At 65.4% G+C, this 25,873-nt stretch carries 23 protein-coding genes and 2 pseudogenes; 16 read left to right on the top strand and 9 right to left on the bottom strand.

The genetic code is table 11. The features are described 5' to 3' along the window. The first annotated feature begins 4 nt into the window (after positions 1–4). Together WMW70_RS10000 and WMW70_RS09995 are read left to right on the top strand one after the other, a co-directional pair. Positions 5–808, top strand: a complete 804-nt coding sequence (locus tag WMW70_RS10000) for a DUF4892 domain-containing protein (RefSeq protein WP_341437360.1) — start codon at positions 5–7, stop codon at positions 806–808. Positions 809–892: 84 nt separating this feature from the next. Continuing rightward, a complete protein-coding gene (locus tag WMW70_RS09995; protein ID WP_341437359.1) occupies positions 893–1,954 on the top strand; it encodes an AI-2E family transporter in 1,062 nt (353 codons plus the stop codon). A 42-nt stretch (positions 1,955–1,996) separates the two neighbouring features. On the opposite strand, the gene WMW70_RS09990 is transcribed toward WMW70_RS09995, so the two are convergent. Further along, positions 1,997–3,019 carry a patatin-like phospholipase family protein gene (locus tag WMW70_RS09990; RefSeq protein WP_341437358.1) on the bottom strand — a complete coding sequence of 341 codons (1,023 nt, stop codon included), beginning with the start codon at positions 3,017–3,019 and terminating at the stop codon, positions 1,997–1,999. A gap of 439 nt (positions 3,020–3,458) precedes the next feature. Between WMW70_RS09990 and selD the strand changes: the two genes are divergently transcribed. The 6 genes and pseudogenes from selD to WMW70_RS22100 all read left to right on the top strand — a co-directional run bounded on the left by selD (position 3,459) and on the right by WMW70_RS22100 (position 8,702). Further along, on the top strand, positions 3,459–4,493 hold the full coding sequence (gene selD / locus WMW70_RS09985) for a selenide, water dikinase SelD (protein WP_341437357.1): 1,035 nt from the start codon (positions 3,459–3,461) through the stop codon (positions 4,491–4,493). After that, on the top strand, positions 4,493–5,593 hold the full coding sequence (gene mnmH, locus WMW70_RS09980; RefSeq protein WP_341437356.1) for a tRNA 2-selenouridine(34) synthase MnmH: 1,101 nt from the start codon (positions 4,493–4,495) through the stop codon (positions 5,591–5,593). The genes selD and mnmH overlap by 1 nt, the downstream gene beginning before the upstream one ends. A 76-nt stretch (positions 5,594–5,669) precedes the next feature. Continuing rightward, positions 5,670–5,948 carry a hypothetical protein gene (locus WMW70_RS09975; protein ID WP_341437355.1) on the top strand — a complete coding sequence of 93 codons (279 nt, stop codon included), beginning with the start codon at positions 5,670–5,672 and terminating at the stop codon, positions 5,946–5,948. Further along, the gene (locus WMW70_RS09970) at positions 5,948–6,556 is read left to right on the top strand and encodes a flavin reductase family protein (protein ID WP_341437354.1); all 609 of its coding nucleotides are present in this window, start codon (positions 5,948–5,950) and stop codon (positions 6,554–6,556) included. The genes WMW70_RS09975 and WMW70_RS09970 overlap by 1 nt, the downstream gene beginning before the upstream one ends. A 118-nt stretch (positions 6,557–6,674) precedes the next feature. Next, a pseudogene (locus WMW70_RS22105) lies at positions 6,675–7,847 on the top strand (HAMP domain-containing protein); the annotation flags it as partial. Continuing rightward, on the top strand, positions 7,830–8,702 hold the full coding sequence (locus WMW70_RS22100) for a methyl-accepting chemotaxis protein (protein WP_445942135.1): 873 nt from the start codon (positions 7,830–7,832) through the stop codon (positions 8,700–8,702). The pseudogene WMW70_RS22105 and the gene WMW70_RS22100, both read left to right, overlap by 18 nt. A 38-nt stretch (positions 8,703–8,740) precedes the next feature. On the opposite strand, the gene WMW70_RS09960 is transcribed toward WMW70_RS22100, so the two are convergent. Next, positions 8,741–11,428, bottom strand: coding sequence for an HAD-IC family P-type ATPase (locus WMW70_RS09960; protein ID WP_341437352.1), 2,688 nt, complete (start codon positions 11,426–11,428; stop codon positions 8,741–8,743). A gap of 164 nt (positions 11,429–11,592) precedes the next feature. On the opposite strand from WMW70_RS09960, the gene WMW70_RS09955 reads away from it, so the two are divergent. From WMW70_RS09955 to WMW70_RS09935, 5 genes are all read left to right on the top strand, one after another. Continuing rightward, the gene (locus tag WMW70_RS09955; RefSeq protein ID WP_341437351.1) at positions 11,593–12,510 is read left to right on the top strand and encodes an AAA family ATPase; all 918 of its coding nucleotides are present in this window, start codon (positions 11,593–11,595) and stop codon (positions 12,508–12,510) included. Next, complete coding sequence (locus tag WMW70_RS09950; protein WP_341437350.1) at positions 12,507–13,460, top strand: DUF58 domain-containing protein; 954 nt, start codon at positions 12,507–12,509, stop codon at positions 13,458–13,460. Before WMW70_RS09955 ends, WMW70_RS09950 begins: the two co-directional genes overlap by 4 nt. Continuing rightward, complete coding sequence (locus WMW70_RS09945) at positions 13,457–15,451, top strand: transglutaminase TgpA family protein (RefSeq protein WP_341437349.1); 1,995 nt, start codon at positions 13,457–13,459, stop codon at positions 15,449–15,451. Before WMW70_RS09950 ends, WMW70_RS09945 begins: the two co-directional genes overlap by 4 nt. Before the next feature lie 68 nt (positions 15,452–15,519). Next, positions 15,520–16,290 (top strand): CHAD domain-containing protein, encoded by a 771-nt coding sequence (locus tag WMW70_RS09940; RefSeq protein WP_341437348.1) that lies wholly within the window; start codon positions 15,520–15,522, stop codon positions 16,288–16,290. Between the two features lie 97 nt (positions 16,291–16,387). Next, positions 16,388–17,185, top strand: coding sequence for an acyl-CoA thioesterase (locus WMW70_RS09935; RefSeq protein WP_341437347.1), 798 nt, complete (start codon positions 16,388–16,390; stop codon positions 17,183–17,185). A gap of 83 nt (positions 17,186–17,268) precedes the next feature. Here WMW70_RS09935 and WMW70_RS22095 read toward each other — a convergent pair whose 3' ends face one another. From WMW70_RS22095 to WMW70_RS09925, 3 genes and pseudogenes are all read right to left on the bottom strand, one after another. Next, positions 17,269–18,024, bottom strand: coding sequence for a methyl-accepting chemotaxis protein (locus tag WMW70_RS22095; protein ID WP_445942134.1), 756 nt, complete (start codon positions 18,022–18,024; stop codon positions 17,269–17,271). 114 nt (positions 18,025–18,138) lie between these two features. Continuing rightward, a pseudogene (locus WMW70_RS22090) lies at positions 18,139–18,300 on the bottom strand (HAMP domain-containing protein); the annotation flags it as partial. Positions 18,301–18,859: 559 nt separating this feature from the next. Then, complete coding sequence (locus WMW70_RS09925; RefSeq protein WP_341437345.1) at positions 18,860–19,684, bottom strand: TatD family hydrolase; 825 nt, start codon at positions 19,682–19,684, stop codon at positions 18,860–18,862. Between the two features lie 230 nt (positions 19,685–19,914). On the opposite strand from WMW70_RS09925, the gene WMW70_RS09920 reads away from it, so the two are divergent. Both WMW70_RS09920 and WMW70_RS09915 read left to right on the top strand, forming a co-directional pair. After that, positions 19,915–21,300, top strand: coding sequence for a transglycosylase SLT domain-containing protein (locus tag WMW70_RS09920; RefSeq protein WP_341437344.1), 1,386 nt, complete (start codon positions 19,915–19,917; stop codon positions 21,298–21,300). A 125-nt stretch (positions 21,301–21,425) separates the two neighbouring features. Further along, positions 21,426–21,860, top strand: coding sequence for a DoxX family protein (locus tag WMW70_RS09915; RefSeq protein WP_325509526.1), 435 nt, complete (start codon positions 21,426–21,428; stop codon positions 21,858–21,860). A gap of 143 nt (positions 21,861–22,003) precedes the next feature. On the opposite strand, the gene WMW70_RS09910 is transcribed toward WMW70_RS09915, so the two are convergent. The 3 genes from WMW70_RS09910 to thpR form a co-directional block, all read right to left on the bottom strand. Then, on the bottom strand, positions 22,004–23,038 hold the full coding sequence (locus tag WMW70_RS09910) for a lipase secretion chaperone (protein ID WP_341437343.1): 1,035 nt from the start codon (positions 23,036–23,038) through the stop codon (positions 22,004–22,006). A 59-nt stretch (positions 23,039–23,097) separates the two neighbouring features. After that, positions 23,098–24,042: a triacylglycerol lipase gene (locus tag WMW70_RS09905; protein WP_341437342.1), complete on the bottom strand. Its 945-nt coding sequence runs from the start codon at positions 24,040–24,042 to the stop codon at positions 23,098–23,100. A 199-nt stretch (positions 24,043–24,241) separates the two neighbouring features. Beyond that, complete coding sequence (gene thpR / locus WMW70_RS09900) at positions 24,242–24,787, bottom strand: RNA 2',3'-cyclic phosphodiesterase (RefSeq protein ID WP_341437341.1); 546 nt, start codon at positions 24,785–24,787, stop codon at positions 24,242–24,244. Between the two features lie 225 nt (positions 24,788–25,012). Here thpR and WMW70_RS09895 point away from each other — a divergent pair, with 225 nt between their 5' ends. After that, positions 25,013–25,321, top strand: a complete 309-nt coding sequence (locus WMW70_RS09895) for a class I SAM-dependent methyltransferase (protein ID WP_341437340.1) — start codon at positions 25,013–25,015, stop codon at positions 25,319–25,321. A gap of 54 nt (positions 25,322–25,375) precedes the next feature. Here WMW70_RS09895 and greB read toward each other — a convergent pair whose 3' ends face one another. Further along, positions 25,376–25,873: a transcription elongation factor GreB gene (greB, locus tag WMW70_RS09890; RefSeq protein ID WP_341437339.1), complete on the bottom strand. Its 498-nt coding sequence runs from the start codon at positions 25,871–25,873 to the stop codon at positions 25,376–25,378.

Below are 25,873 nucleotides of genomic sequence, written 5' to 3'. Positions count from 1 at the left end.
CTCTATGCGTTGTTTCAGCGCCGTGGCGCTGCTGATCCTGAGCGCGCCGTTGTGGGCCGCCGATGTCGCCGGCAGCCGTGATCTGGAGGTGCTTCAGCGCTTTCCCGGCAGTCAGATTGTCGGCTTCAGGGAAGTGGCGGAGCAGGAGCGGATCTATCCCCAGGGCGCTATCCGGCGGATCAGCGGCAAGTTGCGTTACGAGCGCGAGGTGGCGGCCCAGGGCGCGTTCACCGCGCTGACCTATGAACTGCCGCGCAGCCATTCGGCCAATGAGGTGTTTCGCGCGGCTCGCGAGGCCTTGCAGGCACAGCAGGCCGAACTGCTTTACTGGTGCGAGGGCCGCGAATGCGGCTCCAGCAGCCTGTGGGCCAACTCGGTGTTCGATAACGCCACCCTGACGGGTTCGGACGACCAACAGGCCTATGTGCTGATTCGCCTGGCCGAGCCGCGTCAGGACAGCCTGCTGGCGCTGTACAGCATCACCCGCGGCAATCGCCGCGCCTATCTGCACGCCGAGTTACTGAGCGCCGATGCGCCGCTAGGCGAGGTGCTGCCGACCCCGGCCACCCTGCTGCGGCAATTGCGCGAGAGCGGTGAGCTGAGCCTGCCCAAACAGAGCGAGCCGAGCGAGGCCTGGGTGGAGCTGCTGAGCCGCAGCCTCAACCTCGACAGTACCTTGCGGGTCAGCCTGGCCGGCAGCGCTGCCGAGGCCTGGCGTATCGCGCTGATCGACAAGCGGGTGCGGACCGCCCGCCTGGAGCTGGGCGATGCCGACGTTAGCGGTTTGCGGGTCAGCGTGTTGCGCTAGCCGCTGGATGGGGTATATCTGCAAAGGCTCTGCGCATGTGCGCAGAGCCTTTTCTCGTTTTTTCTGGGGTATGGAGCTGTAAACGTGGCCAATAACGATCGTCTGCTGGTGCAGATTCTGCTGCTGGGCTTGCTGGGTGCCAGCCTGTGGGTGCTGGCTCCGTTCTGGTCGGCGCTGTTCTGGGCCGCGGTGTTGTCCTTCGCCAGTTGGCCGGTAATGCGCGTGCTGACCCGTCTGCTAGGCGGCCGCCAGGCCCTGGCTGCGGGGCTGCTGACCCTGACCTGGACCGTGGTGGTCGCCGTGCCGCTGGTGATGCTGGGTTTCAACTTGGCCGATCACATCAAGGACCTCACCCTACTGCTCAAGGATTTCCAGGTCGAAGGCCTGCCGCCGGTCCCGGCCTGGCTGGCCGGCGTGCCGCTGCTGGGCGAGAGCCTGGCGAGCTTCTGGCTGACCATCGATCAGCAAGGGGCGGCCTTCTTTGCCACCGTGCGGCCCTATCTCGGCCAGGTCGGCAACTGGTTGCTGGCACGCAGCGCGCAGATCGGTGGAGGCATGCTGGAGCTGGCCCTGAGCCTGGTGCTGGTGTTCTTTTTCTACCGCGACGGCCCACGCCTGGCGGCTTTTGCTCACAGCCTGCTGGAACGGTTGATCGACGACCGTGCCGAGCACTATCTGGAGCTGGTGGCGGGTACCGTGCAACGGGTGGTCAACGGTGTTATCGGGACGGCGGCGGCGCAGGCGTTGCTGGCCTGGGTCGGTTTTATGATTGCCGGCGTGCCCGGTGCGCTGATCCTTGGCATTCTCACCTTCGCCTTCAGCCTGTTTATGGTGCCGCCGCTGATCTGGGGACCCGTGGTGATCTGGCTGTTCTCCCAGGGCGAACTGGGCATGGCGATCTTCCTGTTGATCTGGGGCTTCTTCGTGATCAGCGGGGTGGACAATATCCTCAAGCCCTACCTGATCAGCCGTGGCGGCAATCTGCCGCTGATCGTGGTGCTGCTCGGGGTGTTCGGCGGCATTCTGGCGTTCGGCTTTATGGGCCTGTTTCTCGGCCCGACCCTGCTTGCCGTGGCCTATAGCCTGCTCAGCGACTGGGTGGCGGACAAGGCACCCGCGGCCATCGTGCAGTCGCCCAACGGCTAAGACGCGGCGGGCCTGGTCAGCCACAGGCCCGCAGTCGTCTGTTCAACGCTCGCCGCGTTCGTACCTGTCCAGGGTGTCGCTGGCAATCTGGCGGCCGAGCATGATCAGCTCGGGGGCCTTGTAGAACTCGAAGAAGCGGCACACGCGCTTGGGTACGTTGATCAGGATATCCGGTGGATAGCCGGCGATCTTGTACTGCGCCAGCGAAGTCTGCATCACCTCGAAGCTCTGGTTGATCAGCTCCAGCAGCGAGGCCGGGCCACTGAGGTCGGCCACTCGTGAGCCGCTGGCGGATTTCGGCGCGGCCTTGCCGTCGCTGCTGCGCGCATGCTGCTGCCAGGGGTTCATGGCTTCGGCGGCCTGGGGCTGCAACTGGTCTTCCAGAAGCAGCAGTTCGTCATCGGTGGCGGACTTCCATTTGAAGTTGGGCAGGCGTGAGCCCAGCGAACTCATCAGCAGGTCGATGCGGCCTTTCAGCGCCGGTGGCCGCTCAATGATAGGCAGTTCGTAGGACAGCGGGTTGGCCGAGTTGAGGTTGACCGCCACGATCAGGTCGCAGTGGCTGGAGACCACCGGCACGATGGGCAGGGGGTTGAGCAGGCCGCCGTCGACCAGCATGCGTTTGCCCTGGACCACCGGGGTGAACAGGCTGGGAATCGCCGCCGAGGCCCGCATGGCCTGGTGCAGGCAGCCTTCCTGAAACCAGATTTCCTGCTGGTTGGTCAGGTCGGTGGCCACCGCGGTAAAGGGGATCGACAGGTCTTCGATATTGATTTCGCCGACGATCTCGCGGATCTTGCCGAACACCTTCTCGCCGCGAATCGCCCCCAGGCGGAAGCTCACATCGAGCAGGCGCAGCACATCCAGATAGTCCAGGCTCTGGGTCCAGTCGCGGTATTCGTTGAGCTTGCCGGCGGCATAGATGCCGCCCACCACCGCGCCCATGGAGCAGCCGGCGATACAGGCGATCTCGTAGCCGCGGGCCTCCAGTTCTTCGATGACACCGATATGCGCATAACCGCGCGCCCCCCCGGAACCCAGCACCAGCGCAATGCGCTTACTCATAAAACCTCTCCAAATACCTCAATCGTTCGAACATACGCGCCGTAATGCCCGCCGCCAAGGCGCGATTTGCTAGAATCCGCCGCTTGTCGAGGTATAGGGTCTGTTGCCGTTTCATCGCGAGCCACGTTGCCGCGAGAAATGGCCCCCGGTTAGGCGCAGGACGCAGGTAATGGTTATTCCCTTGCCAAGTCCTGCAACAACAGCGGGGGCCATTTCCCGCGTAACCCGCAGGGCCGGGCCTGTTTTAGCGCGATACTGCGTTTCTCGACACTCATTTGGAACAACCACAAAAACGCCAGGAGCGTTTTTGCGCGTAGCCCCGAAGGGGTGAAGCACATGGATGTGCTGAACAAACTTCGTGTCTCGTGCCTTGCCTCGCGCTAAAACAGGCTCCGGCGCGGCCGTGAATGAAATGGCAACAGACCCTAGGAGCGATCCCGTGAGCGAGCCCATCCGTTTGACCCAGTACAGCCACGGTGCTGGCTGTGGCTGCAAGATTTCCCCCAAGGTGCTGGAGGTGATCCTGGCCGGCAGTGGCGCGCAGAACCTCGACCCCAAGCTGTGGGTGGGCAATGCCTCGCGTGACGATGCCGCGGTGTATGCCATAGACGATGAGCGCGGGGTGGTATCGACCACCGATTTCTTTATGCCGATCGTCGACGACCCCTACGATTTCGGCCGTATCGCCGCCACCAACGCCATCAGCGATATCTACGCCATGGGCGGCGACCCGCTGATGGCCATCGCCATCCTCGGCTGGCCGGTCAATCTGCTGGCCCCGGAAGTGGCCCGTGAAGTGATCCGCGGCGGCCGTTCGATCTGCGACGAGGCCGGCATTCCCCTGGCTGGCGGCCACTCCATCGATGCCCCCGAGCCGATCTTCGGCCTGGCCGTCACCGGCCTGGTGGACAAGCGCCATATGAAGCGCAACGACACCGCCACCGCCGGCTGCCGACTGTACCTGAGCAAACCCCTGGGCATCGGCATTCTCACCACCGCCGAGAAGCAGGCCAAGCTGCGCCCGGCGGATGTCGGCCTGGCGCGGGACTGGATGTGCACCCTGAACAAGCCTGGTTCGCGCTTCGGCAAGCTGGCCGGGGTCATGGCCATGACCGATGTCACCGGTTTTGGCCTGCTCGGCCATCTGGTGGAGATGGCCGATGGCAGCGGCCTGACCGCGCGCATCGAGTTCGCCCGGGTGCCGCGCCTGCCCGGGGTCGACTATTACCTGGAGCAGGGCTGCGTGCCCGGCGGCACCCAGCGCAATTTCGACAGTTACGGCGAGAAGATCGCGCCGCTCGGCGAACGGCACAAACAGCTGTTGTGCGACCCGCAGACCAGCGGTGGTTTGCTGGTGGCGGTTACGCCGGAAGGCGAGGCCGAGTTCCTTGCTGTGGCTGCGGAGCTGGGCTTGTCCCTCGAACCCATAGGTCAGTTGCTCGAACGACAGCAATACGCGGTCGAGGTGCTCTGATGCGCGACAACAGCAGCGACTACCGCAGCCTGTTTCTCAACGCCACGCCGATGATGGATGCCCGCGCGCCGGTGGAGTTCGCCAAGGGCGCATTTCCCGGGGTAATCAACCTGCCGTTGATGGATGACGACGAGCGCCAGCGGGTCGGTACCTGTTACAAGCAGCAAGGCCAGCAGGCGGCTATCGAGCTGGGCCATCAACTGGTGTCCGGCCCGCTCAAGGCCGCACGCATCGAGGCCTGGGCGAATTTCGCCCGGGCCAATCCCGAGGGTTACCTGTACTGCTTTCGCGGCGGCCTGCGTTCGCAGATCGTCCAGCAGTGGCTCAAGGAGGAGGCGGGCATCGACTATCCACGGGTGATCGGTGGCTACAAGGCGATGCGCAGCTTTTTGCTGGACACCACCGAGCAGGCGGTGGCCCAGTGCGATTTCGTCCTGGTGGGCGGCATGACCGGCACCGGCAAGACCGAGGTGATCGCCCAGTTGGCCAATAGCCTGGATCTGGAAGGACATGCCAACCATCGGGGTTCCAGCTTCGGCAAGCGCGCCACCGCCCAGCCGGCACAGATCGACTTCGAGAACGCCCTGGCCGTCGACATCCTGAAAAAGCGCGCCGGCGGTCTCGAGCAGTTCGTGCTCGAAGACGAAGGGCGGATCATCGGTCGTTGTTCCTTGCCGCTGGAGCTGTACCAGGGCATGCAGGCCTTTCCCCTGGTCTGGCTGGAAGACAGTCTGCAAGGGCGCACTGAGCGCATTCTCAAGGACTATGTGGTCGACCTGAGCGGCGAATTTATCGCCCTGCTGGGCGAGGAAGAGGGCTTCAAGGCCTATGCCGAGCGTTTGCAGCAGAGCCTGAGCAATATCCTCAAGCGTCTGGGCGGCGAACGCTACCAGCGCCTGGCGGCGATCATGGACCAGGCCCTGCTGGAGCAGGCGGCGGGCAGCGGGGTGGACACCCATCGCGGCTGGATCGAAGCGCTGCTGGTGGAGTACTACGATCCCATGTATGAGTTTCAGCGCGAGAACAAGGCCGGGCGCATCGAATTCGTCGGCGAACAGGCCGCCGTGGTGGAGTTTCTGCAACAGCGTGGCACCCGCTAGAACCGGGCACTTTTGCCCAAAATCGGCGTCATAGCAAACGGCTAAGCCGAGTTCTTTTCTTCCTAGGAGTCAGGTAATGAAATTGTGGATAGTGTTACCCGTGTTGGTCCTGGTACTGAGCGGTTGTGCGGGCAAGACCGCTTACCGCAACAGTTGCGCCACTCAGCTGGACGCCGCCTGGCACGAGCTGGATATCGCCAAGGCCGAAGGCTTTGCCGGCACCGTGAGTTATTCCAAGGCCCTGTCGTTGTTGACGGCGGCCAAGACCCAACAACAGTTCGAAGGCTACAAGGGCTGCACGGCCAAGTCCGAGCGGGCGCGTTTCTATATCCGTGAGTCGCGAGCAGGTCGCTGATGCAGCTGGATTTCAACGCGCTTGAACCGCTTGAACGCTACCGCTGGCTGGCCTCGACTATCACCCCGCGGCCGATTGCCTGGGTCTCCAGCCTGTCGGCCGACGGGGTCAGCAACCTGGCCCCGTTCAGCTTCTTTCAGGTGATCAGCGATGACCCGGCAACCCTGCTGGTCAACGTCAATCACCGCGCCGATGACGGCCTCAAGGACACCCTGCTGAATGTCCAGGCCAGCGGCGAGCTGGTGATTCAGCTGGTGTCCTTCGCCCAGGCCGAAGCGATGAATGCCAGCGCCGCGGTATTGCCCTACGGCATCAGCGAGTTCGAACACTGCGGCATCGCCAGCCTGCCGTCGCAGCGCATTGCGCCGCCGCGGGTCGCCGGCGCGGCGGTGGCGTTTGAATGCAAGGTGGCGCAGATCCTGCCGTATCCGCCGGTTGCGGCGAACTGCCACCTGATCTTCGCCGAGGTGCTGCTGGCGCATATCGACGATGCGGTGCTCAACGAGCAGGGCCGTATCGATGCCGCCAAGCTCGACCTGGTCGGGCGTCTGGGCGGTACGGCCTATAGTCGCACCCGCGACACCTTCGAAATGCGCCGCCCCGGTTGATGGCCGTGGCTGTCCGCAGCCACGTCTACCTGCACGAATCAGCGCAAAAGCGACCTCCGTTTAGCTGTTAGCACCAGGTGCCTGCCTGCTGGCTTGTCGCCAGCACGGCTGTGCTCCTATGTTGCCAACCTGGAATACAGGCAGCAGCGGGCTGGCCTGTGGTCATTCGGCTGGGGGAGCTATGTGGACTGTGGTGCAGCGGCGAGTCGCCAGTTTCAGCACGGCGAGCAAACTGGCGTCGGGTTTTGGCATTGTTCTGGCGCTCACGGCGCTGGTGGCGGCCACCGGCTTTCTGGCGCTGCAGGACGTCAGTGCGCGCTCGACGCTGCTGGAGCGCATGAGCGCGATCAATAGCCAGGTGCTGCAGATCCGCCGCAGCGAGCAGGATTTTGCCCTGAGCGGCGATAAACAGCACGCCACCCGCTTGCACGAACAGGCCCAGCAGATTCTCGAAGCCAGCGCCGCACTGCAGGCGCTGTTGCCGGCGGACGAGCGGGCGGGGCTGGATCAGGTGGCCGATGCCATAACGGCGTACCGCGCGGCGTTCGATCGTTATGCCGAGCAGAGCGATGCGATGCACCTGTCGCTGGAGGCCGCCACCTGGCTGGTGGTGAGTGCGTCCAACAGCCTCGATCTGCTCAAGGATGGCCTGGCCGAAGATGGCGTCGACATGCTCAAGAACAGCCAGGGTCAGCAGGGCGGTGAGTCGGTGCTGCAGGCCGGGCAGATCAGCCAGGTGCATCAGCTGTTGCTGCGTGCCCTCGACAAGGCCCGCGTGCTGCTGGAGCAGAGCCGCAGCAGTGGCGAGGCAACCCCGACCGTGATTCAGGAAGCCGCCGACGCCCAGGCCCTGGCGGGCGAGTTGCGCGATGCGATGAACGATCCCGGCTATGCCGCGGTGCTGGCCGAGGTGATCGGCAACGTCAATTCCTTCAATGAGCGGCTCAGCGAATACACCGTGCTGCTGCAAGAGCAAAAACGCGAATATCAGAACCTGGTGCAACAGGCCGAGCGCATTTTGCAACTGGTCGATCAGGCCTATGGGCGACAGAAGGAAAGCCTGCAAGGGCAGTTGCAGGCCAGCACCTGGTTGATTGTGCTGGCCACGGCGCTGGCGCTGCTGATTGGCCTGTTGGCGACCCTGACCATCACCCTGTTGATCGTGCGGCCACTGAAACAGGTGATCGAGCAGGCGCGGCGCATCGCCGACGGCGACCTAAGCGCGCGTATCGAGGTGCAGCGTGGCGATGAGATTGGTCAGTTGCAGGCAGCCATGCAGGGCATGTCCAGCAACCTGCGCGAGATGGTTGGGCGCTTGCAGGGCGGGGTGATGCAGATTTCCGCCTCCGCGCAGTCGTTGTCGGCCAGCACCGAGCAGACGCGCCTGGGGGTCAATGGGCAGAAGGTGGAAACCGATCAGGTCGCCACCGCCATGAGCGAGATGACCGCCACCGTGCATGAGGTGGCGCGTAACGCCGAGGCGGCGGCGTCTTCCACCGAGCAGGCGGATCGCCGGGTCAACAGCGGCGTGGCCGTGGTGCAGCAGACCCTGGCACGGATCAACCAGCTGGCCAGCGCCATGCAGACCACCACCCAGAGCATTGAACGGCTCAGCCAGGACACCCAGCGCATCGACTCGGTGCTGGATGTGATCAAGAGCGTGGCCGAGCAGACCAACCTGCTGGCGCTCAATGCGGCCATCGAAGCGGCGCGGGCGGGGGAGCAGGGCCGCGGCTTTGCCGTGGTGGCCGATGAGGTGCGCGCACTGGCCCGGCGTACCCAGCAGTCCACCACGGAAATCGAAGGGCTGATTGCCACCCTTCGTGAGGGCACCCGCCGTTCGGTGGAGGATATGCACCAGAGTGGCGTGCTGGTGGCGCAGACCGTGCAGGATGCCAACCAGACCGAAGGGGCGCTGGCGGGAATCGCCATTGCAGTCAGTCAGATTTTCGAGATGAACCAGCAGATTGCCGCCGCGGCCGAACAGCAGACGGCGGTAGCGGAGGAAATCAGCCGCAGCGTCACCTCGATTCGCGATATCGCCGACCAGTCCGCCCTGGCCATGGACGAGTCCGCCAGTTCCAGCATTCAACTGGCAGACCTGGGCCGTGAGCTGCAGGACATGGCTGGGCACTTTCGCTTGTAAAGCCGCTTGCGACCTGCAGCGGCCGTTCCGCTGCGCTGCTAGCGGGCCTTGAGCCGGCGTAACAGGTACTTCTCCAGCTCCACCAGCGCGCATACCGCCGCCGCCAGCAGCAGGCACAGCCCCCAGGCTTCCAGGGGCAGGGCGCTGGTGGCGAACAGGCCCTGCAAGGCCGGCGCGTAGCTGAGCAGCAGCTGCAGGGCGACAATCAGCAGGACCATGCTCCAGATCATCGGGTTATCGCGCCAGCCAAAGCATGCCGGGGCCTCCAGGCGGCGGCTGCTGAACAGATAACCGATCTCACAGGCGACGATCGCATTGACCGCCAGGGTACGGCTGGCTTCCAGGCTCCAGCCCTGTTGCTGGGACAGATGGAACAGGCCGACGCTGGCCAGGGTCATCAGCACGGCGATAAACAGCACGCGCCAGAGCAGTTGCGCGTTGAGCAGCGGGGCCGCCGGATCCCGTGCCGGGCGGTGCATCAGGTCTTCTTCGGCAGGCTCGAACGCCAGCGCCAGGGCCAGGGTCACGGCGCTGATCATATTGACCCAGAGAATCTGCAGCGGGGTGATCGGCAGGGTCATGCCCAGGGCGATGGCGGCCAGCAGGGTGATGGACTGCCCACCATTGGTGGGGAGGATAAACAGAATGGATTTTTTCAGGTTGTCGTAAACCACCCGGCCTTCTTCGATGGCGTGGGTGATGGTGGCGAAGTTGTCGTCGGCCAGCACCATCTGCGCCGCCTCCTTGGCCGCCTCGGTGCCCTTGATGCCCATGGCCACGCCGATGTCGGCGCGTTTCAGCGCCGGCGCATCGTTGACCCCGTCGCCGGTCATGGCCACCCGCGCACCGCCGGCCTGCAGGCGCTCAACCAGGCGCAGCTTGTGCGCCGGGCTGGTGCGGGCAAAGACGCTGGTGTCGGCCAGCCGCCGGTCCAGTTCGGCATCGTCAAGCTGATCCAGCTCGGCTCCGGTCAGGGCCGTTGTGCCCTTCAGGCCCAGCCGCGCGGCAATCGCGCTGGCGGTGCCGACATGGTCGCCGGTGATCATCTTTACCGCGATGCCGGCGCTGTGGCACTCGGCGATGGCGGCAATGGCTTCCTCGCGGGGCGGGTCGAGCATGCCTACCAGGCCGAGCAGCACGTAGTCGCCGCCGAGGTCCTGGTAATCGAGGTTCTGCTGTGGTTGGCCAAGCGGGCGGATGGCCAGGCCGAGCATGCGCAGACCCTGGCTGGCACCGCTGTCCAGCGCCTGGTGCCAGTGGCGTGGATCCAGCGGTTCGGGGCGGCCGTCGCGCCATTGGCGGTTACAGACTTCGAGCAGGCGCTCGGGGGCCCCGATCATATAGATCAGACCGTGGTGGGCGTGGTCATGGTGCAAGCTGGCGGTGCAGCGCTGCTCGGAGCTGAAGGGGATGGTGTCGACTTGCGGCAGGTTGCGTGCCTCATGCTGCAGCTCCAGGCCGACCTTGCCGGCCAGGGTCAGCAGGGCGGCTTCGGTGGGGTCGCCGCTGATGCTCCAGCCGTTCTCGCTGCTGCGCAGGCTGGCGTTATTGGCCAGCAGGCCGGCGCGCGCCAGCTCGATCAGATCGACGGAGGCGTCCAGCTGGCAGAGCTGGCCGTCATCGCAGTGAATGCTGCCCTGGGGCGCATAGCCGACACCGTCGACGTTGTAGTGGTGAGCGGCGGTGAATACCTGCTGCACGGTCATTTCATTACGGGTCAGGGTGCCGGTCTTGTCCGAGCAGATCACCGTGACCGCGCCGAGGCTTTCCACCGCCGGCAGGTGGCGGATGATCGCCCGGCGTTTGGCCATGCGCTGCACGCCCAGGGCGAGAATGATCGTCAGCACCGCCGGCAGGCCTTCGGGAATAGCCGCGACGGCCAGGCCGACGGCGGCCATCAGCATCGCCTCGGGGCTGTAGCCGCGCAGCAGCACGCCGAAGGCGAAGGTAAGCAGGGTCAGGCCGAGGATCAGCAAGGTCAGGTGCCGGGCAAAGCGCGCCATATCCGCTAGCAGGGGCGTCTGCAGGCTGACCACCGCGCTGAGCATATGGCTGATCTTGCCCAGCTCGGTGTGCCCGGCGGTGGCCACCACCACGCCGCTGCCGCTGCCGGCGCTGACCAGGGTGCCGGAGTAGGCCATGCAGATTCTGTCGCCCAGGCTGGCGGCGTGATCCACCGCGGCGCGGCCCTTGTCCACCGGCAGGGATTCGCCGGTCAGGGCGGCCTCGTCGATGCGCAGGTCGCGGGTGTCGAGCAGGCGCAGGTCGGCGGGCACGCGGTCGCCGGCCTCCAGCAGCACCAGATCGCCGGGCACCAGCTGTTCGGCGGGGATGCTGTGGACAGTGCCGTCACGCCGTACTCGGCTGTCCAGGCTGAGCATCCGCTGGATCGCCTGCATGGCCTGTTGCGCCTTGCCTTCCTGGACAAAACCGACGGTGGCGTTGATCAGCACCACGGCGAAGATCACCGCGCTGTCCAGCCATTGGCCGAGAGCCAGGGTGACCAGGCTGGCCCCCAGCAGCACATAGATCAGGGTGTTGTGAAACTGCCGGGCGAAACGGCGCAGCGGGCCTGCCGCGCGCTGGCGGGGCAACTGGTTGGGGCCGTGGCGGCTCAGGCGTTGTTCGGCCTCAATGCTGCTCAGGCCCTGCTCGGAGCTGGCGAGCTGGTCCAGGCTGTGTTGTGCGGGTTGTGCGTGCCAGTCATTGGCTGATGGGGCTTGCATTCGCTGCTCCAGAATTGTCCAACCCCAAGCCTACACAACCCGGGAGGCAGGGAAGTGGCCTGGATCAATACAGGGCTCACAAGTTCGTCAGTAAAGATTTCCAGCGGCTATGCCGTGGCAACGCGGCGCAGTAGCATCCGAACTCGGACTGGAAGGAGTAATAGATGCGCACCCAATTGGAAGCAGTGCTGCAGGCGGTCAACCAGGTATTGCTGGGCAAGGAGGCGCAGGTGCGACTGGCCCTGACCTGTCTGTTGGCCGAGGGCCACCTGCTGATCGAGGACCTGCCCGGCATGGGCAAAACCACCCTCAGCCAGGCCCTGGCGCGGGTGCTGGGCCTGAGTTTTCAGCGTATCCAGTTCACCTCCGACCTGCTCCCCGGGGACATTCTCGGCACCTCGGTGTTCGACAAGGACACCGGGCAGTTCGTCTTTCATCCGGGGCCGATCTTCGCCGAGCTGGTGCTGGCCGACGAGATCAACCGGGCCACGCCGAAAAGCCAGAGTGCGCTGCTCGAAGCCATGGAGGAGGGCCAGGTGACCATCGAGGGCGCGACTCGGCCGCTGCCCGAGCCCTTCTTCGTGATCGCCACGCAGAACCCGGTGAGCCAGGGCGGCACCTTCGCCTTGCCGGAGTCGCAGCTGGATCGTTTTCTGATGCGCCTGTCCCTCGGTTATCCGGGCAAGGCGGCGGAGAAGGCGCTGCTGCTGGGCGATTCGCGGCGCTCCCTATTGCCGCGCCTGGAGCCGATTCTCGATCACCGCGAGCTGGCCCTGATCCAGGCCGAGGTGCCCAAGGTGCGCGCCAGCGATGCTCTGGTCGATTATGTGCTGCGTCTGGTCGAGGCCACTCGCAGCCAGCCACAGTTCGCCTGGGGCCTGTCACCGCGGGCCAGCCTGGCCCTGCTGGCGGCGGCGCGAGCCTGGGCCTTCCTCGCCGGGCGCGACTATGTGATCCCCGAAGATGTCCAGGCGGTGCTGCCTGCGGTGGTCGGTCACCGTTTGCGCGAGCGCGCCGACCCTGCCGGCCATGGCGGCGGCAGCCTGGTGCAGTGGCTGCTGCTTGAGGTGCCGGCGCTTTGAGCGGTCGGCTCAAATCCCATTGGCAGCGCTGGCTGGCCCGGCGCATTCCGGCGGCCGCCAGCGTGCGCCTGAACCAGCGGCGCATCTTTATCATCCCCAGCCTGGTTGGCGGCGCTTTTCTCCTGGCCCTGGTGTTGATGCTGCTGGCCGCGATCAATTACCAGAACAGCCTGGCCTATGGCCTGACCTTTATGCTCGCCGCGGTATTCGTGGTGGCGATTCTGCATACCTACCGCAACCTGGCCGGCCTGATCCTCAAGGCGGGCAGCGCGCCGGCGGTGTTTGTCGGTGAGCATGCCCGCTTCCGCGTGCGCCTGGAGAGCAGCGCGCGGGCCCATCAGGCGATCAGCCTGGGCTGGCCGCCGGCCGAGCTGCAGACCCTGGATGTCGCCGCCCTGGGCCTCAGCGAATGCCAGTTGAGCCTGCCGGCGCTGCGTCGCGGCTGGTTGCGCCCAGGGCGACTGCGGGTGGAGAGCCGCTTTCCGCTGGGGATTCTGGTGGCCTGGAGCTGGGTCGATCTGGACCTGGCGCTGTTGGTCTACCCGCGCCCTATCGAGGGCGATCTGCCGTTGGCGGCCGGAGCCAATGAGGATCAGGAGGAGGGCAGCCGCGCCCATGGCCAGGGCGTGGACGACTACCAGGGCCTGAAGACTTACCAGCCCGGCGACTCCAAACGCCGCCTGCACTGGAAGGCCTACTCCCGTGGCCAGGGTTTGCTGGTCAAGGACTTCGCCTCCCTTAGCGGCCGCGATCCGCTGCTGGATTTCGCCGCCCTGGGCGGCGATGTCGAGGCGCGGCTGTCGCTGCTCTGCCATTGGGTGCTGCAGTTGTCCGCGCGGCAGCAGCCCTTTGCCCTGAGCCTGCCGGGCTGCCTGCTGGCCGCCGACAGCGGCGAGCAGCACCGCGAGGCCTGTCTGCGCGCCCTGGCGCTGTTCGGTGAGCCGGCATGAGTCGGGGCGGCGGTATTCCGCGGATCAGCCTGACCTGGCTGCTGGTGGCCCAGGTGCTGGTCATCCTTCCCCATCTTGGCCACCTGCCGCTCTGGATCGTCGCCCTGTGGCTGGGCTGCGCCGGCTGGCGCATCCAGATCTTCCGCATGCGCGCCGGCTACCCCAATGCCTGGGCCAAGGCCGGGCTGATGCTGGCGGCGGTGCTGGGGGTATTGATGTCCCGCGGCAGCCTGATCGGCCTGGACGCCGGGGTGGTGCTGCTGATTGCCGCCTTTGTCCTCAAACTGGTGGAGATGCGCACACGGCGCGATGCCCTGGTGCTGATTTTCCTCGGCTTCTTTACCGTGGTTACCGCCTACCTGTTCGACGACAGCATGCTGATGGCGCTGTTCAGCCTGCTGCCGGTCACCGCCTTGCTGGCCGCGATGATCGGCCTGCAGCAGAGCAGCCTGGCCACCCAGCCCTGGCCCACCCTGCGCCTGGCCGGCGGCTTGCTGTTGCAGGCGTTGCCGCTGATGCTGCTGCTGTTTGTATTCTTTCCGCGCCTGGGTCCATTGTGGGCATTGCCGGTGCCCAGCGACAAGAGCACCAGCGGCCTGGCCGACAGCATGACCCCGGCGGATATCGCCGAGTTGAGCCGTTCGCCGGAGCTGGCCTTCCGCGCCAGTTTCGCCGGCCCCACCCCGGACCGCAGCGAGCTCTATTGGCGCGCCCTGACCCTGGAGCACTTCGACGGTCGGCGCTGGTCGCAGTCCAATTTTACCCAGCAGGCTGCCGCGCCAAGCTGGAGCAAGCGCGGCGAGGTCCTGCGCTACAGCGTGGTGATGCAACCCAGCTCGCAGCGCTGGCTGTTTGCCCTGGACGTGGCCGAAACCAGCCTGGAGCAGACTCAACAGATGAGCGATTTTCGCCTGCAACGGCGTTTGCCGGTGGAGCGCTCGCTGATCTATCAGGTGAGCTCCTGGCCCGAGGCGCTGCGCGAACCGCAACAGGTGGCCGGTGGCCTGAATCGCACCCTGCAGCTGCCGGCGCAGGGTGAGCCGCGCAGTCGCGCCTGGGCGGCCGAGCTCAAGCGCCAGCATGCCCAGCCCGAGCAGCTGGTGCAGGCCCTGCTCGAGCACTTCAACCGTGAGCCGTTTCACTACACCCTGCGGCCGCCGCCGCTGGGGCAGAACAATATCGACGACTTCCTGTTCGACACGCGCAGCGGCTTTTGCGCTCACTACGCCGGGGCGATGACCTTTGTGTTGCGCGCGGCGGGGATTCCGGCGCGGGTGGTGGCCGGTTATCAGGGCGGCGAGTACAACCCGGCGGGCAACTATGTGCAGGTGCGCCAGTTCGATGCCCATGCCTGGGTCGAATACTGGCAGGCGGGGCGCGGCTGGGTCAGCGTCGATCCAACCTTTCAGGTGGCTCCGGAACGTATCGAGATGGGCCTGGAAGAGGCCCTGGCCGGAGAACAGAGCTTTCTCGAGGGCTCGCCGCTGTCGCCGCTGCGCTATCGCCAGCTGAGCTGGCTGAACCAGCTGCGCATGGGCTGGGACAACCTCAATTATGGCTGGCAGCGTTGGGTGTTGGGCTATCAGAGTGCGCAGCAGCTGGCCTTTCTGCAGCGCTGGCTGGGCCGTATCGATGGGCAAAGCCTGGCACTGAGCCTGGTCGGCGGTGGTGCGCTGTTGCTCGGCCTGCTGGCGCTCTGGCTATTCAAGCCCTGGCAGCGGGAACGGGATGTGCAGCGGCGCATCTTCCGCCGTTTCGAGCGATTGCTGGCGCGCCACGGCCTCAGCCGTCTGCCGGGGGAAGGCCCGCGCGCCTATGCCGAGCGCGCCGCCCAGGCCTTGCCCGCCCAGGCCTCGGCCATACGCGCATTTGCCGCGGCCTTCGAGGCGCAGCGCTACGCCGGCCAGGCGCATTCGCTGGCGCAGCTGCGCGGCCACCTGAAAACCCTGCGCCGCGCCTTGCCCTGGCGTTTGACGCGTGTGCAGCCATAGCGACCATTAGCCACTTGCTGGCCGGCCCGCCCAGCGTAAGCTAGGGGCAATTTCACAGGAGTGATGCGATGCACGGCTTGGTCGATGAGGTACAGCAGCACGTACTGCGCATACAGGTCAGGCTGTTCGCCTGCCGTGAACGGCTCGTGGCGGCAACCGATGACGAGGCGCTGCATGATCTGCGCATCGCCTTGCGTCAGCTGCGCAGTCTGCTGCGCCCGCTTTGTGCTATCGCGGCCTGTGCGGGTCTGCAGCAGCGCGCGGCGCAGCTGGGCCGCCTGAGCGGCCCGTTACGCGACCTCGAAGTGTTGCAGGCTTATCTGCGGCAGCAGGGGCTTAATAGCGCCGCGCAGTTGCGTCAGCCGCGGCTGGAGCAGGGCTATGCCGAGCTACTGGCCAGTGCGCCGCTGACGCAGCTGCTGCGCGCTCTGGATGACTGGCCGCAGCAGTGGCGTGAGGCTGCCTGCGACGGGCAACTGTGTGGCCTGGACAAGCTGATTCAAAAGCGCCTGCGCAAGGATCGCAAGCGTCTGGCGCAGGCCCTGCTTGATCCCGCCCATGACCGTCATCGCCTGCGCTTGCTGGCCAAACGTCTGCGCTATGCGGCCGAGGCCTATCCGCAGTTGGCCGGGTTGCCCGGGGGGATAGGCCTGCAACTCAAACAGGCGCAGTCGGCGCTGGGCGATTGGCACGACCATTGGCAGTGGTTACAGCGCGCCGAAGCCGAGGCCGATTTGCAGCCATGCGTGCCCACCTGGCGCGCGGCGCTGCAACGCGCCGAGCAGCAGGCGGATGCTGCCTTGCTGGCGTTGACCACGGGGTTTGCTCAGTTTGGCTGAAAAGTCGTCATATCTTCGGCTGGTATGACCGAAATGTCGTGTCATCCACGGCCGCCTTTGCCCTAAGATCACCCGGGTATTTGATGCCGAGGTGGTTATGGTTTTTTCCGAGTTACTCCAGGCGGTGCGCCAGTGCCCGCAAGCCGTGGTGATCCCCGCTTCCTGGGGCCAGGGCCGGGCCAGTTTTGGCGGGCTGATGGCGGCCATGGTCTATGAGGCCATGCGCGCCCGGGTTGCGCCTGGGCGGCCGCCGCGTTCCCTGGCCATTACCTTTGTCGGCCCGGCCGAGCCGGATGTGCCGGTGAGCTTCGAGGTCGAGGTGCTGCGCGAGGGCAAGGCGGTCAGCCAGGTGCTGGGCCGCGCGGTGCAGAATGGCCAGGTGGTGACCCTGATCCAGGGCAGTTTCGGCAGCGGCCGCGATTCGCGCATCCAGGTGGCGGCCGAACCGGCCCCGGCGGCACGCGCGGTGGAGGATTGCCAGGAGCTGCCCTATATCGCCAAGGTCACCCCGGAGTTCACCCGCTTTCTGGCGATGCGCTGGGCCTTTGGCGGCATGCCGTTTACCAATAACAGTTCGCGGGAAATGGGCGGCTGGGTGCGCCTGCGCGGCGAGAGCGAGGCACAGGCGGTCAGCGAGGCTCACCTGCTAGCGCTGGTGGATGCCTGGCCGCCGGCTGTATTGCCACACCTGAGTGCGCCGGCACCGGGCAGTTCGCTGACCTGGACCATCGAGTTCGTCCAGCCGGTGGCCGACCTGACCACTCTCGACTGGTGCCTGTACCGGGCGCAGATCGAACATGCCCGCGACGGCTACGGCCATGTGGCGGCCGCGCTGTGGACCGCCGAGGGCGAGTTGCTGGCGATCAGCCGGCAGACCGTGGCGGTCTTTGGTTAAACCGTCTTGACGAACAACTGATCTAGGGTGCGCTGTGCGCACCACGCCTTCTGTGGGCGGGTGCGCCTGCAGATGCGGCGGGTTTAGAGCCTGAGCTGTCGGATTGCCTTGTTCAGTTCCCCCGCCAGGCCAGCCAGTTCGCTGCTGGTGGCGGCGGACTGGCCGGTCTGGCCCACGGTCAGTTCGGTCACGTCGCGGATGCGGATCACCGCGCGGTTCATTTCCTCGGCAACCTGGCTCTGCTGCTCGGCCGCCACGGCAATCTGGGTATTGCTCTCGCGCATGTGCGCCACCGAGCCGGTGATGGCGGTCAGGGCCTGACCGGCCTCGTCGGCCTGCTTGACGCATTCGTCGGCCTTGATCGAGCTGTCCTGCATAAACTCCACGGCATCGCGGGTGCCGTTCTGCAGGGTATTGATCATCTGGGTGATCTCGTCGGTGGAGTCCTGCACGCGCTTGGCCAGGTTGCGCACCTCGTCGGCCACCACGGCGAAGCCGCGGCCCATTTCCCCGGCCCGGGCCGCTTCGATGGCGGCGTTCAGGGCGAGCAGGTTGGTCTGCTCGGCGATGCCGTGAATCTCGCTGACCACGCCGCTGATCTTCTGGCTGTCGGCGGCCAGCTGTTCAATCATCTGCGCGGTCTGTTGCACGCCGCTGGATAGCCCGGCGATCGACAGGGCGACCTTGTTGACCACCTGCTGACCGCTATGGGCCAGCTGTTCAGCGGTTTTCGACTGGTCGCGGGTGTCGGCGGTGTGTTGCGCGATATGGTGCACGGTGGCCGACATTTCATTGATCGCGGTGGCCGCCTGTTCGGTTTCGCTCTGCTGCGCGAGCATGCCCTGGCGCACTTCGCGCATGCTCACGGCGAGGCGTTCGGAGCCTTCATCCAGACTCGCGGCAGACTGCGCGACGATGCCGACAATCCGCTGATAGCCGGCCTGCATGGCGTTGAAGGCACTGGCCATCTGGCCGACTTCGTCGCGGCTTTCGAGGGGCACGCGGGCGCTCAGGTCGCCACTGCGTTCCACCTGCAGCATCACGTCCTTGAGGGTGTTGAGGTGGCTCAGCAGAAAGCGGATCAGCAACTGTGATGCGCCCAGCAGAATCAGCATCAGCAGGGCGACCACCAGGGCGTAGCCAGGGGCACGCTCGAACAGCAGCTGGATCAGGCTCGGGGCGTGGGCCATTACGGCGAGGCGCTGGCCGTCCGCGCGCTCGATCACCTCGGCACCGATCAGGTTGGTGCTGGCGTCTGCCTCAAGCTCCACCCAGCCGCGGGCCCGGCTCAGCAGCGCACCCTGGTTGTTGGCCAGGCGGGGCGGCGAGTCCTGGGTAAAGCTCAGCAGGTTGGCGGCTTTGGGCAGCGCCTGCTCCGCGGGCCACTGACTGAGGAGCTGGGCCTGCTGCTGCGCGGCCTGCCTGGCCTGCTCGACGCGCACCTGCTGTTCCAGGTGCACGGCATAAAGAACCAATAGCAGGGTGGTGAGAAAGGCCACCGCGTTGACGGCCCAGAATTTGTACTTGAGGGAGAGATCGCTAACCCAGTTGCCCATGGTGATTTCTTCTGTCGGTGGCGAGAGTGGGAGATGGCAAAGTGCCGCATTATCGGGTCGGGCCGTTGCGCCGCCGTTGATCTCCATCAACGGGACCGTCACTCGCTATAGCGACGCCTCAGGCCAAGACTTTAGGGGGCGTCAGCAAGGGCAGGTCGAAAAAGGCCCGGGCACAGGCACTGGTGTGCGCCGCCAGCTCGGCCTCGCTCTCGCCGCGATGCAGGGCCACCTCGCGCAATACTTCAAGCAGCAGCGCCGGCTCGTTGCGCCCGCTCTTCGGCTTGGGCCGCAGGCTACGCGGCAGCAGGAAGGGTGAGTCGCTTTCCAGCATCAGGCGGCCCACGGGGATTTCCCTGACCAGCGCATGCAGATGGGAGCCGCGTCGTTCGTCGCAGATCCAGCCGGTGATACCGATATGCAGGTCCAGGTCGAGGTAGTTGAACAGCGACCGTTTCTCCCCGGTAAAGCAGTGCACCACGGCGGCCGGCAGGTGGTCGCGGTAATCGCGCAGAATCGCCAGCAGGCGCTCATCGGCATCGCGCTCGTGGAGGAATACCGGCATGCGCAGTTCCGCGGCCAGGGCCAGTTGCTGTTCGAGGGCATGTTCCTGCTGCGGCCGTGGTGAGAAGTCGCGATTGAAGTCCAGGCCGCATTCGCCCACCGCGCGTACCCGCGGCTCACTCAACAGTGCCTTGAGCTGGCTGTGGCTGTCATGGTTCCAGCTGCTGGCATCGTGGGGGTGGACGCCGGCGGTGCTGAACAGCTGCTGACCCTCGCTATCGAGCTGCAGGCAGAGCTCCAGGGCCTGTTGGCTTTCCGCCAGGCTGGTGCCGGTGACCAGCATTTGGGTGACGCCCGCGGCGTAGGCACGGGCGAGCAGGGCTTCGCGTTGCTCGGCAAAGCTTGGGTGAGTCAGATTGACGCCGATGTCGATGAGTTGCATGGTGCTACCTGTTGATTTGATCGAGCAGCATAGCAGAGCTTTTTAATCGAAAATAAAGCCATAAATTACAGATAGTTAGCTCTTCTAGTTAATCCTTTACGCCAGCATGGGCTGGCATCGGCAGGGCGTCTGTGCCAACCTCCGCGCCCCGCACGCGTCGGGAACCTGCCACTACCACCGCACTCTTAGTGATCGTTTTATCGATTGGCTGACCTTGCCCTGGAGTCTCGATGTCCCGAGCCGTGCTTATGCTCTGTCTGTTACTGCTGCCCTGGGTCGCAGTGGCGCGCGTGGCCGGTCCCCTGCAGAGCACGCCGGCCAGCGCGGTACGGGACCTGGCGAGCATTCGCAGCAGCGGCGAGCTGAGGGTGCTGGTCAACCAGAGCCGCAACAGTTCCGGGGCGGTCAAGGGCCAGAGCATCGGCGTCGAATATCAGCGCCTGCGCGCCTTCGAGCAGTACCTCAATCGCAATGCCGCGGATGGCAAGAGGCTCAGGCTCAAACTGATTCCCCGGGCCAAGGACCAGCTGCTGGGCGCGCTGCAGCGCGGCGAAGGTGATCTGGTCGCTCCGGGCGAGCTGCTCAACAAGCCCCCGGGTGGCAGCCTCAGGGCCAGCGTTGCATTGCGCAGCAAGGTGCCGCTGATCATCGTGGCGCGCCAGGGCGACCGACGCTATCAGAGCCTGGAGCAGATGTCCGGGCGGAGCCTGGCACTACCGGCCGGTAGCGTGGCGGGTGAGGCGATACGCACGCTCAACCAGCGCCTGATCGCCAGCCAGCGCTCGCCAGTGGCGGTGGAGTGGGTCGACCCCAGCCTGGCCGTCGAGGATGTGCTGGAAATGGTCCAGGCGGGAATCTTCAGCATGACCGCGGTAGAGCTGCCCATCGCCCAGCGTTGGGCCAAGGTGATGCCCAAGCTGCGTCTGGATACCCAGCTGGTCCTGGCCAGCGATGGCGACATGCGCTGGTACCTGCGCCGCGAAGCCACCATGCTGGGGGCCAGCCTCGATGCCTTTCTCAAGGGCTACCGTGACCCCTCGGATCAGGACGCCGCCTTTCAGCGGGTCTATCGCCGCCTGTACCGGGTGCAGTACCCCCTGGGGCGTCTCGAGCGTCAGCGCCTGGAGAAGGTTCGGCCGGTGTTGCAGCGCTATGCCGCGCAGCATGATTTCGACTGGCTGGCGCTGGCGGCGCTGGCGTTCAAGGAGTCGACCCTCAATCCGGTGGCGCGCGGTGCCGGCGGGGCCACCGGGCTGATGCAGATCACCCCGGCGGCGGCCCGTAGTGTCGGGGTCGGCAATATCGGCGTGCTGGATAACAATGTGCAGGCCGCCAGCAAGTACCTGGCCTCGATCCGTCGCAACTTCTTCAGCAGCCCCCAGCTCAACGAGCGCGAGCGCATGGCATTCATCCTGGCCGGCTACAACCTGGGGCCGCAGCGGGTGCAGAGCCTGCGCGCCGAAGCCCGGCGGCGCGGTCTTAATCCCAACCAGTGGTTCTTTCAGGTCGAGCGGGTGGCCATGGAGCAGCTGGGCATGGGGGTGGTCAGTTATGTCAACAGCGTAAACAAGTACTACCTTGCTTATGAGCGAGAGCGGTATCTGCTGGAGCCCTGACGGGGTGGGGCAGATAAAGTATTGATCCATTAATTTGATATGTTTTAGCGATTTAATCGGCTTTTAATATCCGTTAATTGGTTTAATCTCTGCTCCATCACTCCCCCACACAAGGACCGCTGCATATGAACGCCCTGATCAAATCCCTGGTAAGCACCCAAGCAGGCTATGGCCTGACCGTTCTGCGTATTGTTGCCGGCCTGACCTTTGCCGCCCATGGCGCGCAGAAGCTGTTCGGCTGGTTTGGTGGCTACGGCCTGGAAGGCGTGGGCCAGTGGATGGAAAGCATCGGCCTGGCTCCGGGTTACCTGATGGCCCTGATGGCGGGCAGTGCCGAGTTCTTCGGCGGCCTGGCACTGATCGTCGGGCTGCTCGCACGCCCTGCGGCGGCCGTGTTGGCGGTCACCATGCTGGTGGCGATCTTTACCGTGCACCTGGCCAATGGCTTCTTTATGAGCAACAACGGTTACGAGTTCGCCCTGGCCCTGCTGGCGATCAGCCTGGCCGTGATGCTCGAAGGCGCAGGCAAGCTGTCCCTGGACAAGCGCATCGCCGGCTAACCAGCTCCGCATCCGTATCCATGCCGCTCACCCAGACCAGGTGAGCGGCATTTTTTTGCTCATATACCTCCTTTGCATGCTGCATGCGCGGAGGCCTGAGCGCAGCGCAGTACGTCGCTGGCAGGTCTTCGCCCCGAGGGTTTTCAGGGCGCGCTGGTGGTGCTTCGGCTGGCTGCGAGTTGCTCGGCGGCGTCCAGACGCAGGCGTTCACGCTCATTGAAGTTGTCCGCAGCCAGTTGGGCGATCGCCGCACTGCGGTCGCTGGCGCTCAGGCCCTGGTTGGCCAGAAGGGCGGCTTTGGCCTGACGGTACTGCTCGATCCGTTGACTCCAGCCCAGGCGCTGCTGGTCGAGGGCCTCGAGGCGCTCGGTGGCCTCAGCCCCAACCAGCTGCTGGCGTAACCGGCGGATCTGTGCAGGGCTGGCCCCGGCGGCCCGCAGCTGGACGGTTTGCTGGCGCAATTGATTCTGCAGCTGCGGCAGGACGCTGTCCTGCATCTCGGCCGGCAGGCTATTGCGCAACTGGTCGACCGCGGCGGCCTTGCCGGCATCGTCGAGGCGGCTGTCGTGGATGATCGCCAGGCGTTCCAGGCTGAACTGGTTGTAGGCTTCCTCGCGGGCAAAGAAGGCCTGGTGGGTCTGGCTGTCGAAGATCCGCGCGCGTAAGGCCTGCACCGCCGCTTCGCGCTGGCGCAGGGCCGACAGATCGGCCATCTGCGGCAGGTCGCGTTCCAGCAGAACCAGTTGGCGTTTGTAGTCGAGGTACTGCTCGAGCAGCAGCAGGGCCTGATCGCGGGCGGGTGCCGGCAGCTGGCTGGCAATATAGGCCTGCAGGCGTTCGACACTGTTGCGCAGGGGCTCTTCGCCAACGGCGGCGAGAAAGTAGTCGAATATCCGCCGGATATCCTCGCTGATCAGCAGGTTGCCATCGCTGTCGAGGCGAAACACCCCGTCGACCTGGGTGCCGGCAAAGGACGCTGGTAGCGCCGGCACCCGTTCGGGTAGGGCGCTTGGCTGGGCGTTGGCAGCAGGTATGGGTTGTTGCGCCGCTACCTGCGCGGGCGTCGCCAGCTTGACCGTCGGAGGAGGAGCGGCCAACCGCTCGCGGGGTTGCAGGTAGAGCAGCAGGGCGAGGCTAACGGTGAATAGCGCTAGCGCCAGCAGCAGAAGTTTCTTCACGGGGCTCTTGGCTCCAGGGGCGGGGCTGGAAAGGGGGCGTAGGGCCCCCGGGGCAGAGGTTACAGGCCGTCGTTCTTCAGGCGATTGGCATGCTGGCGGTAGACCGTGACCGGGTCGGTCTCGAACAGGCTGGTAAGGCCGAAGGTCTGGTTGACCTCGTCGAGGTGGTTCATCCGGTAGTTGTCGCGGATCACCTTGCCCATATGCGAGCTGCAGCGGCCTACCAGACCATCATTGTCTTCGCCATTGAAGGTCAGTGCGCTGGCCCCGAGCATCAGGTCGCTGGGGTCGAGGATATTGGTCACCGGGCTGGTGCCGCTCCAGGAGTAGTAACGCACGCCGCCTACCTGGTAGGCCCCTTCGCCGCAGGCCGTGGTCGGGATGCCCTGGGGGAACTTGGCATTGAACACCGCCGCGCCCTCGCTGTTCAGCGATTCCAGGGAGCCCAGGGCATTCTGTGGCGAGGTGCTGGAGCTGCCGGAGAGGAAGTTGATCAGCGCGCCGAGGCCGTTGATGATGCCGGCCAGCAGGGTTTCGCCGGCAGAGCCCGGGGGCACCTGGCTGATAAAATCGGCGGTGGCCGAGCCTTTATGCGGGGCGCCGACGCTGGTCGCCGAGGCCACCAGCTCGGGGCTGACCGCCGCCACATAGCGAATGGTCGGGCCGCCATGGCTGTGGCCGATCAGGTTGACCTTGGCCTTGCCGCTGATGGCGACGATCTCCTCGACCTGTTCCAGCAGTTGTTCGCCGCGGGCCTCCGAGGTGTCCAGCTGGCTGACTTCGGTGACATAGACGCTGGCACCGTCGCGGCGCAGCGCCGAGGGAACCCCGTACCAGTAGTCGACGCCGAGAATGCTGTCGAAACCGAGCATGCCGTGGGTTAGCACGACCGGGTATTTGGTCTGGGTGTAGCCCGAGGAGCTGAACCAGAAGGCATGAGTCTGAGCGGAGGCCAGCAGGCCGGCTCCGAGGCAAAGGGCGAGCAGGGTCTTATTGTTGTTCATGGGTGCTCTCGCAAGGGGATTGGGTCAGGCGATAAAAGCATTCCTTGCAGCCGTCACGCCCATCCGGTGGCGAGTACTGCGGCGCAAGCCATAGGGCAGGAACCATGCCATTTTTCGCGACTAACCCGCGCGGCGCTCTGCCATGGGTCTTGGCGGGCTCAGGCGAGCAATTAGCGGCGCTGTACGCGGCGGCTGCCTGTTACGTGGTGACACCGCTACAGCGGTCGTTTCGCCACAAAGGCCAGTGCTGTAGGCAGCGATAATGGCGGCTGCCAGCCTCGGCTTCGGAGGCAAACAGGGCAAAATGGTCGACCGGCCAATCGAAGGATGGGGTGACGTCAGCGGGGAGTCCGGGGCAGCGCCGCATCAGGCTCAGGTGGGCGTGGAAGGGTCTGTCCTGCAGGTTGAAGCCGGCTTCGCGTAGCCCCGTCTGCAGGTTGCCGGCCAGCTCCAGCAGGGCATCTGGCGGCTGGCTGGGGGCCAGGTAGAGCAGGCCATTGGCAAAGCGTCCGAGCCTGTCCAGGCGCAGCTCGAAGGCCGCTGCGTTCAGGTTCGCGGCAAGCGCTTGGGCGGCCGTCACGCGCGGCGACGGCACCTGGCCGAGAAAGGCCAGGGTCAGGTGCAGCTTGCTTGCGGCGATGGCCCTGCCAGGGAGCTGCAGGCCGGCGCGCCAGGCGGCAATGGCTGCTGCCTGTTGCGGTGGGCAGTCCAGGGCGAAGAACAGGCGCAGGCTCTCGTGTGGCATCGGTAGGCTCGGCTGTACAGGGGCCGTCTTGACAGTATTGCGCACACCTCTCTAGGATGCCGACCCAAGCGCCGATTTAAACAGCTACTTGCGGGGCGCCGGGTTACTTGCTTTAGGCAAGGCCCTGAGAAGCACTCTACTGAGGCTTCGAAATACCGCTAAAGCGCTGGTTCGGTGTCGCCTCTCACCGCTGCCCAGCGGGATTAATGAGGCGGAGACACACCGATGCACAGCCCCCAACCGCAGATACGCCTGGCCCCGATCACCTCAGGGCCGCTGCAGCGCAATCCGAAAATTCTACTTGGCGGCAGCCATCAGCCCACCTTGCTGCGCTACCTCGACGGCTGGCCCCGGCGCTGGGCCGGGCCGAGGACCTTTCTGATCCACTTCGTGCATGATGGTGAATCGCTGGCGCGTTTTGCCAGCGACAGTTTCGATCTGGCCGTGCTGCAGGCACCCAGCGCCGAGCACCTGGAGGAGAGCGTAAGGCAGCTGACTCGGGTGGCCAGGCAGGGGCTGATTACCCGGCGTTAGCTAGGAGCCTGTCGGACTTAACACTGCCCTACTGCGGAAAAGCCCGACAGGCTCCTAAGGGTAGTCGATGGCCACGATATACCAGGTCTTCTCGCCGGTTGGGGTCTGCACCCGCACTTCGGCGTCCAGCGGTTTGCCGATCAGGGCGCGGGCCAGGGGCGAGTCGATGCTGATCAGGTTGAGTTTCAGATCCAGTTCGTCCGGGCCGACGATGCGGTAGCGCGACTCCACGCCGTCCTCGTCCTCCAGGGTGACCCAGGCGCTGAAATAGACCTTGTCGGGATCACTGGGGCGGGCGCTGACCACCTTGAGGCTCTCCAGGCGCTTGGTCAGAAAGCGTACGCGGCTGTCGATCTCGCGCAGCATCTTCTTGCCATAGGTGTACTCGGCGTTCTCCGAGCGGTCGCCCTGGGCGGCCGCTTCGCTGACCGATTGGGTGACCTGCGGCCGGCGCACGTGCCAGAGTTCGTGCAGCTCGGCGCGCAGGCGCGCCTCACCCTCAGGCGTGATCAGTGGCGTGCCGGCGGTACGGGGTGGGCGGTAGCGACTCAT

The sequence above is a fragment of the Pseudomonas sp. XK-1 genome (assembly GCF_038069885.1).
Taxonomy (GTDB): Bacteria; Pseudomonadota; Gammaproteobacteria; order Pseudomonadales; family Pseudomonadaceae; genus Aquipseudomonas.
Note: the sequence above shows the minus strand (reverse complement) of the source record. Positions and strands in the feature narration are given on the sequence as shown.

What these genes read in the sequence shown, in the direction of transcription:
- WMW70_RS10000 (WP_341437360.1), top strand. Translation starts at nt 5, where the DNA reads ATGCGTTGTTTCAGCGCCGTGGCGCTGCTGATCCTGAGCGCGCCGTTG.
- WMW70_RS09990 (WP_341437358.1), bottom strand. Translation starts at nt 3,019, where the DNA reads ATGAGTAAGCGCATTGCGCTGGTGCTGGGTTCCGGGGGGGCGCGCGGT.
- mnmH (WP_341437356.1), top strand. Translation starts at nt 4,493, where the DNA reads ATGCGCGACAACAGCAGCGACTACCGCAGCCTGTTTCTCAACGCCACG.
- WMW70_RS09975 (WP_341437355.1), top strand. Translation starts at nt 5,670, where the DNA reads ATGAAATTGTGGATAGTGTTACCCGTGTTGGTCCTGGTACTGAGCGGT.
- WMW70_RS09970 (WP_341437354.1), top strand. Translation starts at nt 5,948, where the DNA reads ATGCAGCTGGATTTCAACGCGCTTGAACCGCTTGAACGCTACCGCTGG.
- WMW70_RS22100 (WP_445942135.1), top strand. Translation starts at nt 7,830, where the DNA reads ATGCAGGGCATGTCCAGCAACCTGCGCGAGATGGTTGGGCGCTTGCAG.
- WMW70_RS09960 (WP_341437352.1), bottom strand. Translation starts at nt 11,428, where the DNA reads ATGCAAGCCCCATCAGCCAATGACTGGCACGCACAACCCGCACAACAC.
- WMW70_RS09955 (WP_341437351.1), top strand. Translation starts at nt 11,593, where the DNA reads ATGCGCACCCAATTGGAAGCAGTGCTGCAGGCGGTCAACCAGGTATTG.
- WMW70_RS09945 (WP_341437349.1), top strand. Translation starts at nt 13,457, where the DNA reads ATGAGTCGGGGCGGCGGTATTCCGCGGATCAGCCTGACCTGGCTGCTG.
- WMW70_RS09940 (WP_341437348.1), top strand. Translation starts at nt 15,520, where the DNA reads ATGCACGGCTTGGTCGATGAGGTACAGCAGCACGTACTGCGCATACAG.
- WMW70_RS09935 (WP_341437347.1), top strand. Translation starts at nt 16,388, where the DNA reads ATGGTTTTTTCCGAGTTACTCCAGGCGGTGCGCCAGTGCCCGCAAGCC.
- WMW70_RS22095 (WP_445942134.1), bottom strand. Translation starts at nt 18,024, where the DNA reads ATGCTCGCGCAGCAGAGCGAAACCGAACAGGCGGCCACCGCGATCAAT.
- WMW70_RS09925 (WP_341437345.1), bottom strand. Translation starts at nt 19,684, where the DNA reads ATGCAACTCATCGACATCGGCGTCAATCTGACTCACCCAAGCTTTGCC.
- WMW70_RS09920 (WP_341437344.1), top strand. Translation starts at nt 19,915, where the DNA reads ATGTCCCGAGCCGTGCTTATGCTCTGTCTGTTACTGCTGCCCTGGGTC.
- WMW70_RS09915 (WP_325509526.1), top strand. Translation starts at nt 21,426, where the DNA reads ATGAACGCCCTGATCAAATCCCTGGTAAGCACCCAAGCAGGCTATGGC.
- WMW70_RS09905 (WP_341437342.1), bottom strand. Translation starts at nt 24,042, where the DNA reads ATGAACAACAATAAGACCCTGCTCGCCCTTTGCCTCGGAGCCGGCCTG.
- thpR (WP_341437341.1), bottom strand. Translation starts at nt 24,787, where the DNA reads ATGCCACACGAGAGCCTGCGCCTGTTCTTCGCCCTGGACTGCCCACCG.
- WMW70_RS09895 (WP_341437340.1), top strand. Translation starts at nt 25,013, where the DNA reads ATGCACAGCCCCCAACCGCAGATACGCCTGGCCCCGATCACCTCAGGG.
- greB (WP_341437339.1), bottom strand. Translation starts at nt 25,873, where the DNA reads ATGAGTCGCTACCGCCCACCCCGTACCGCCGGCACGCCACTGATCACG.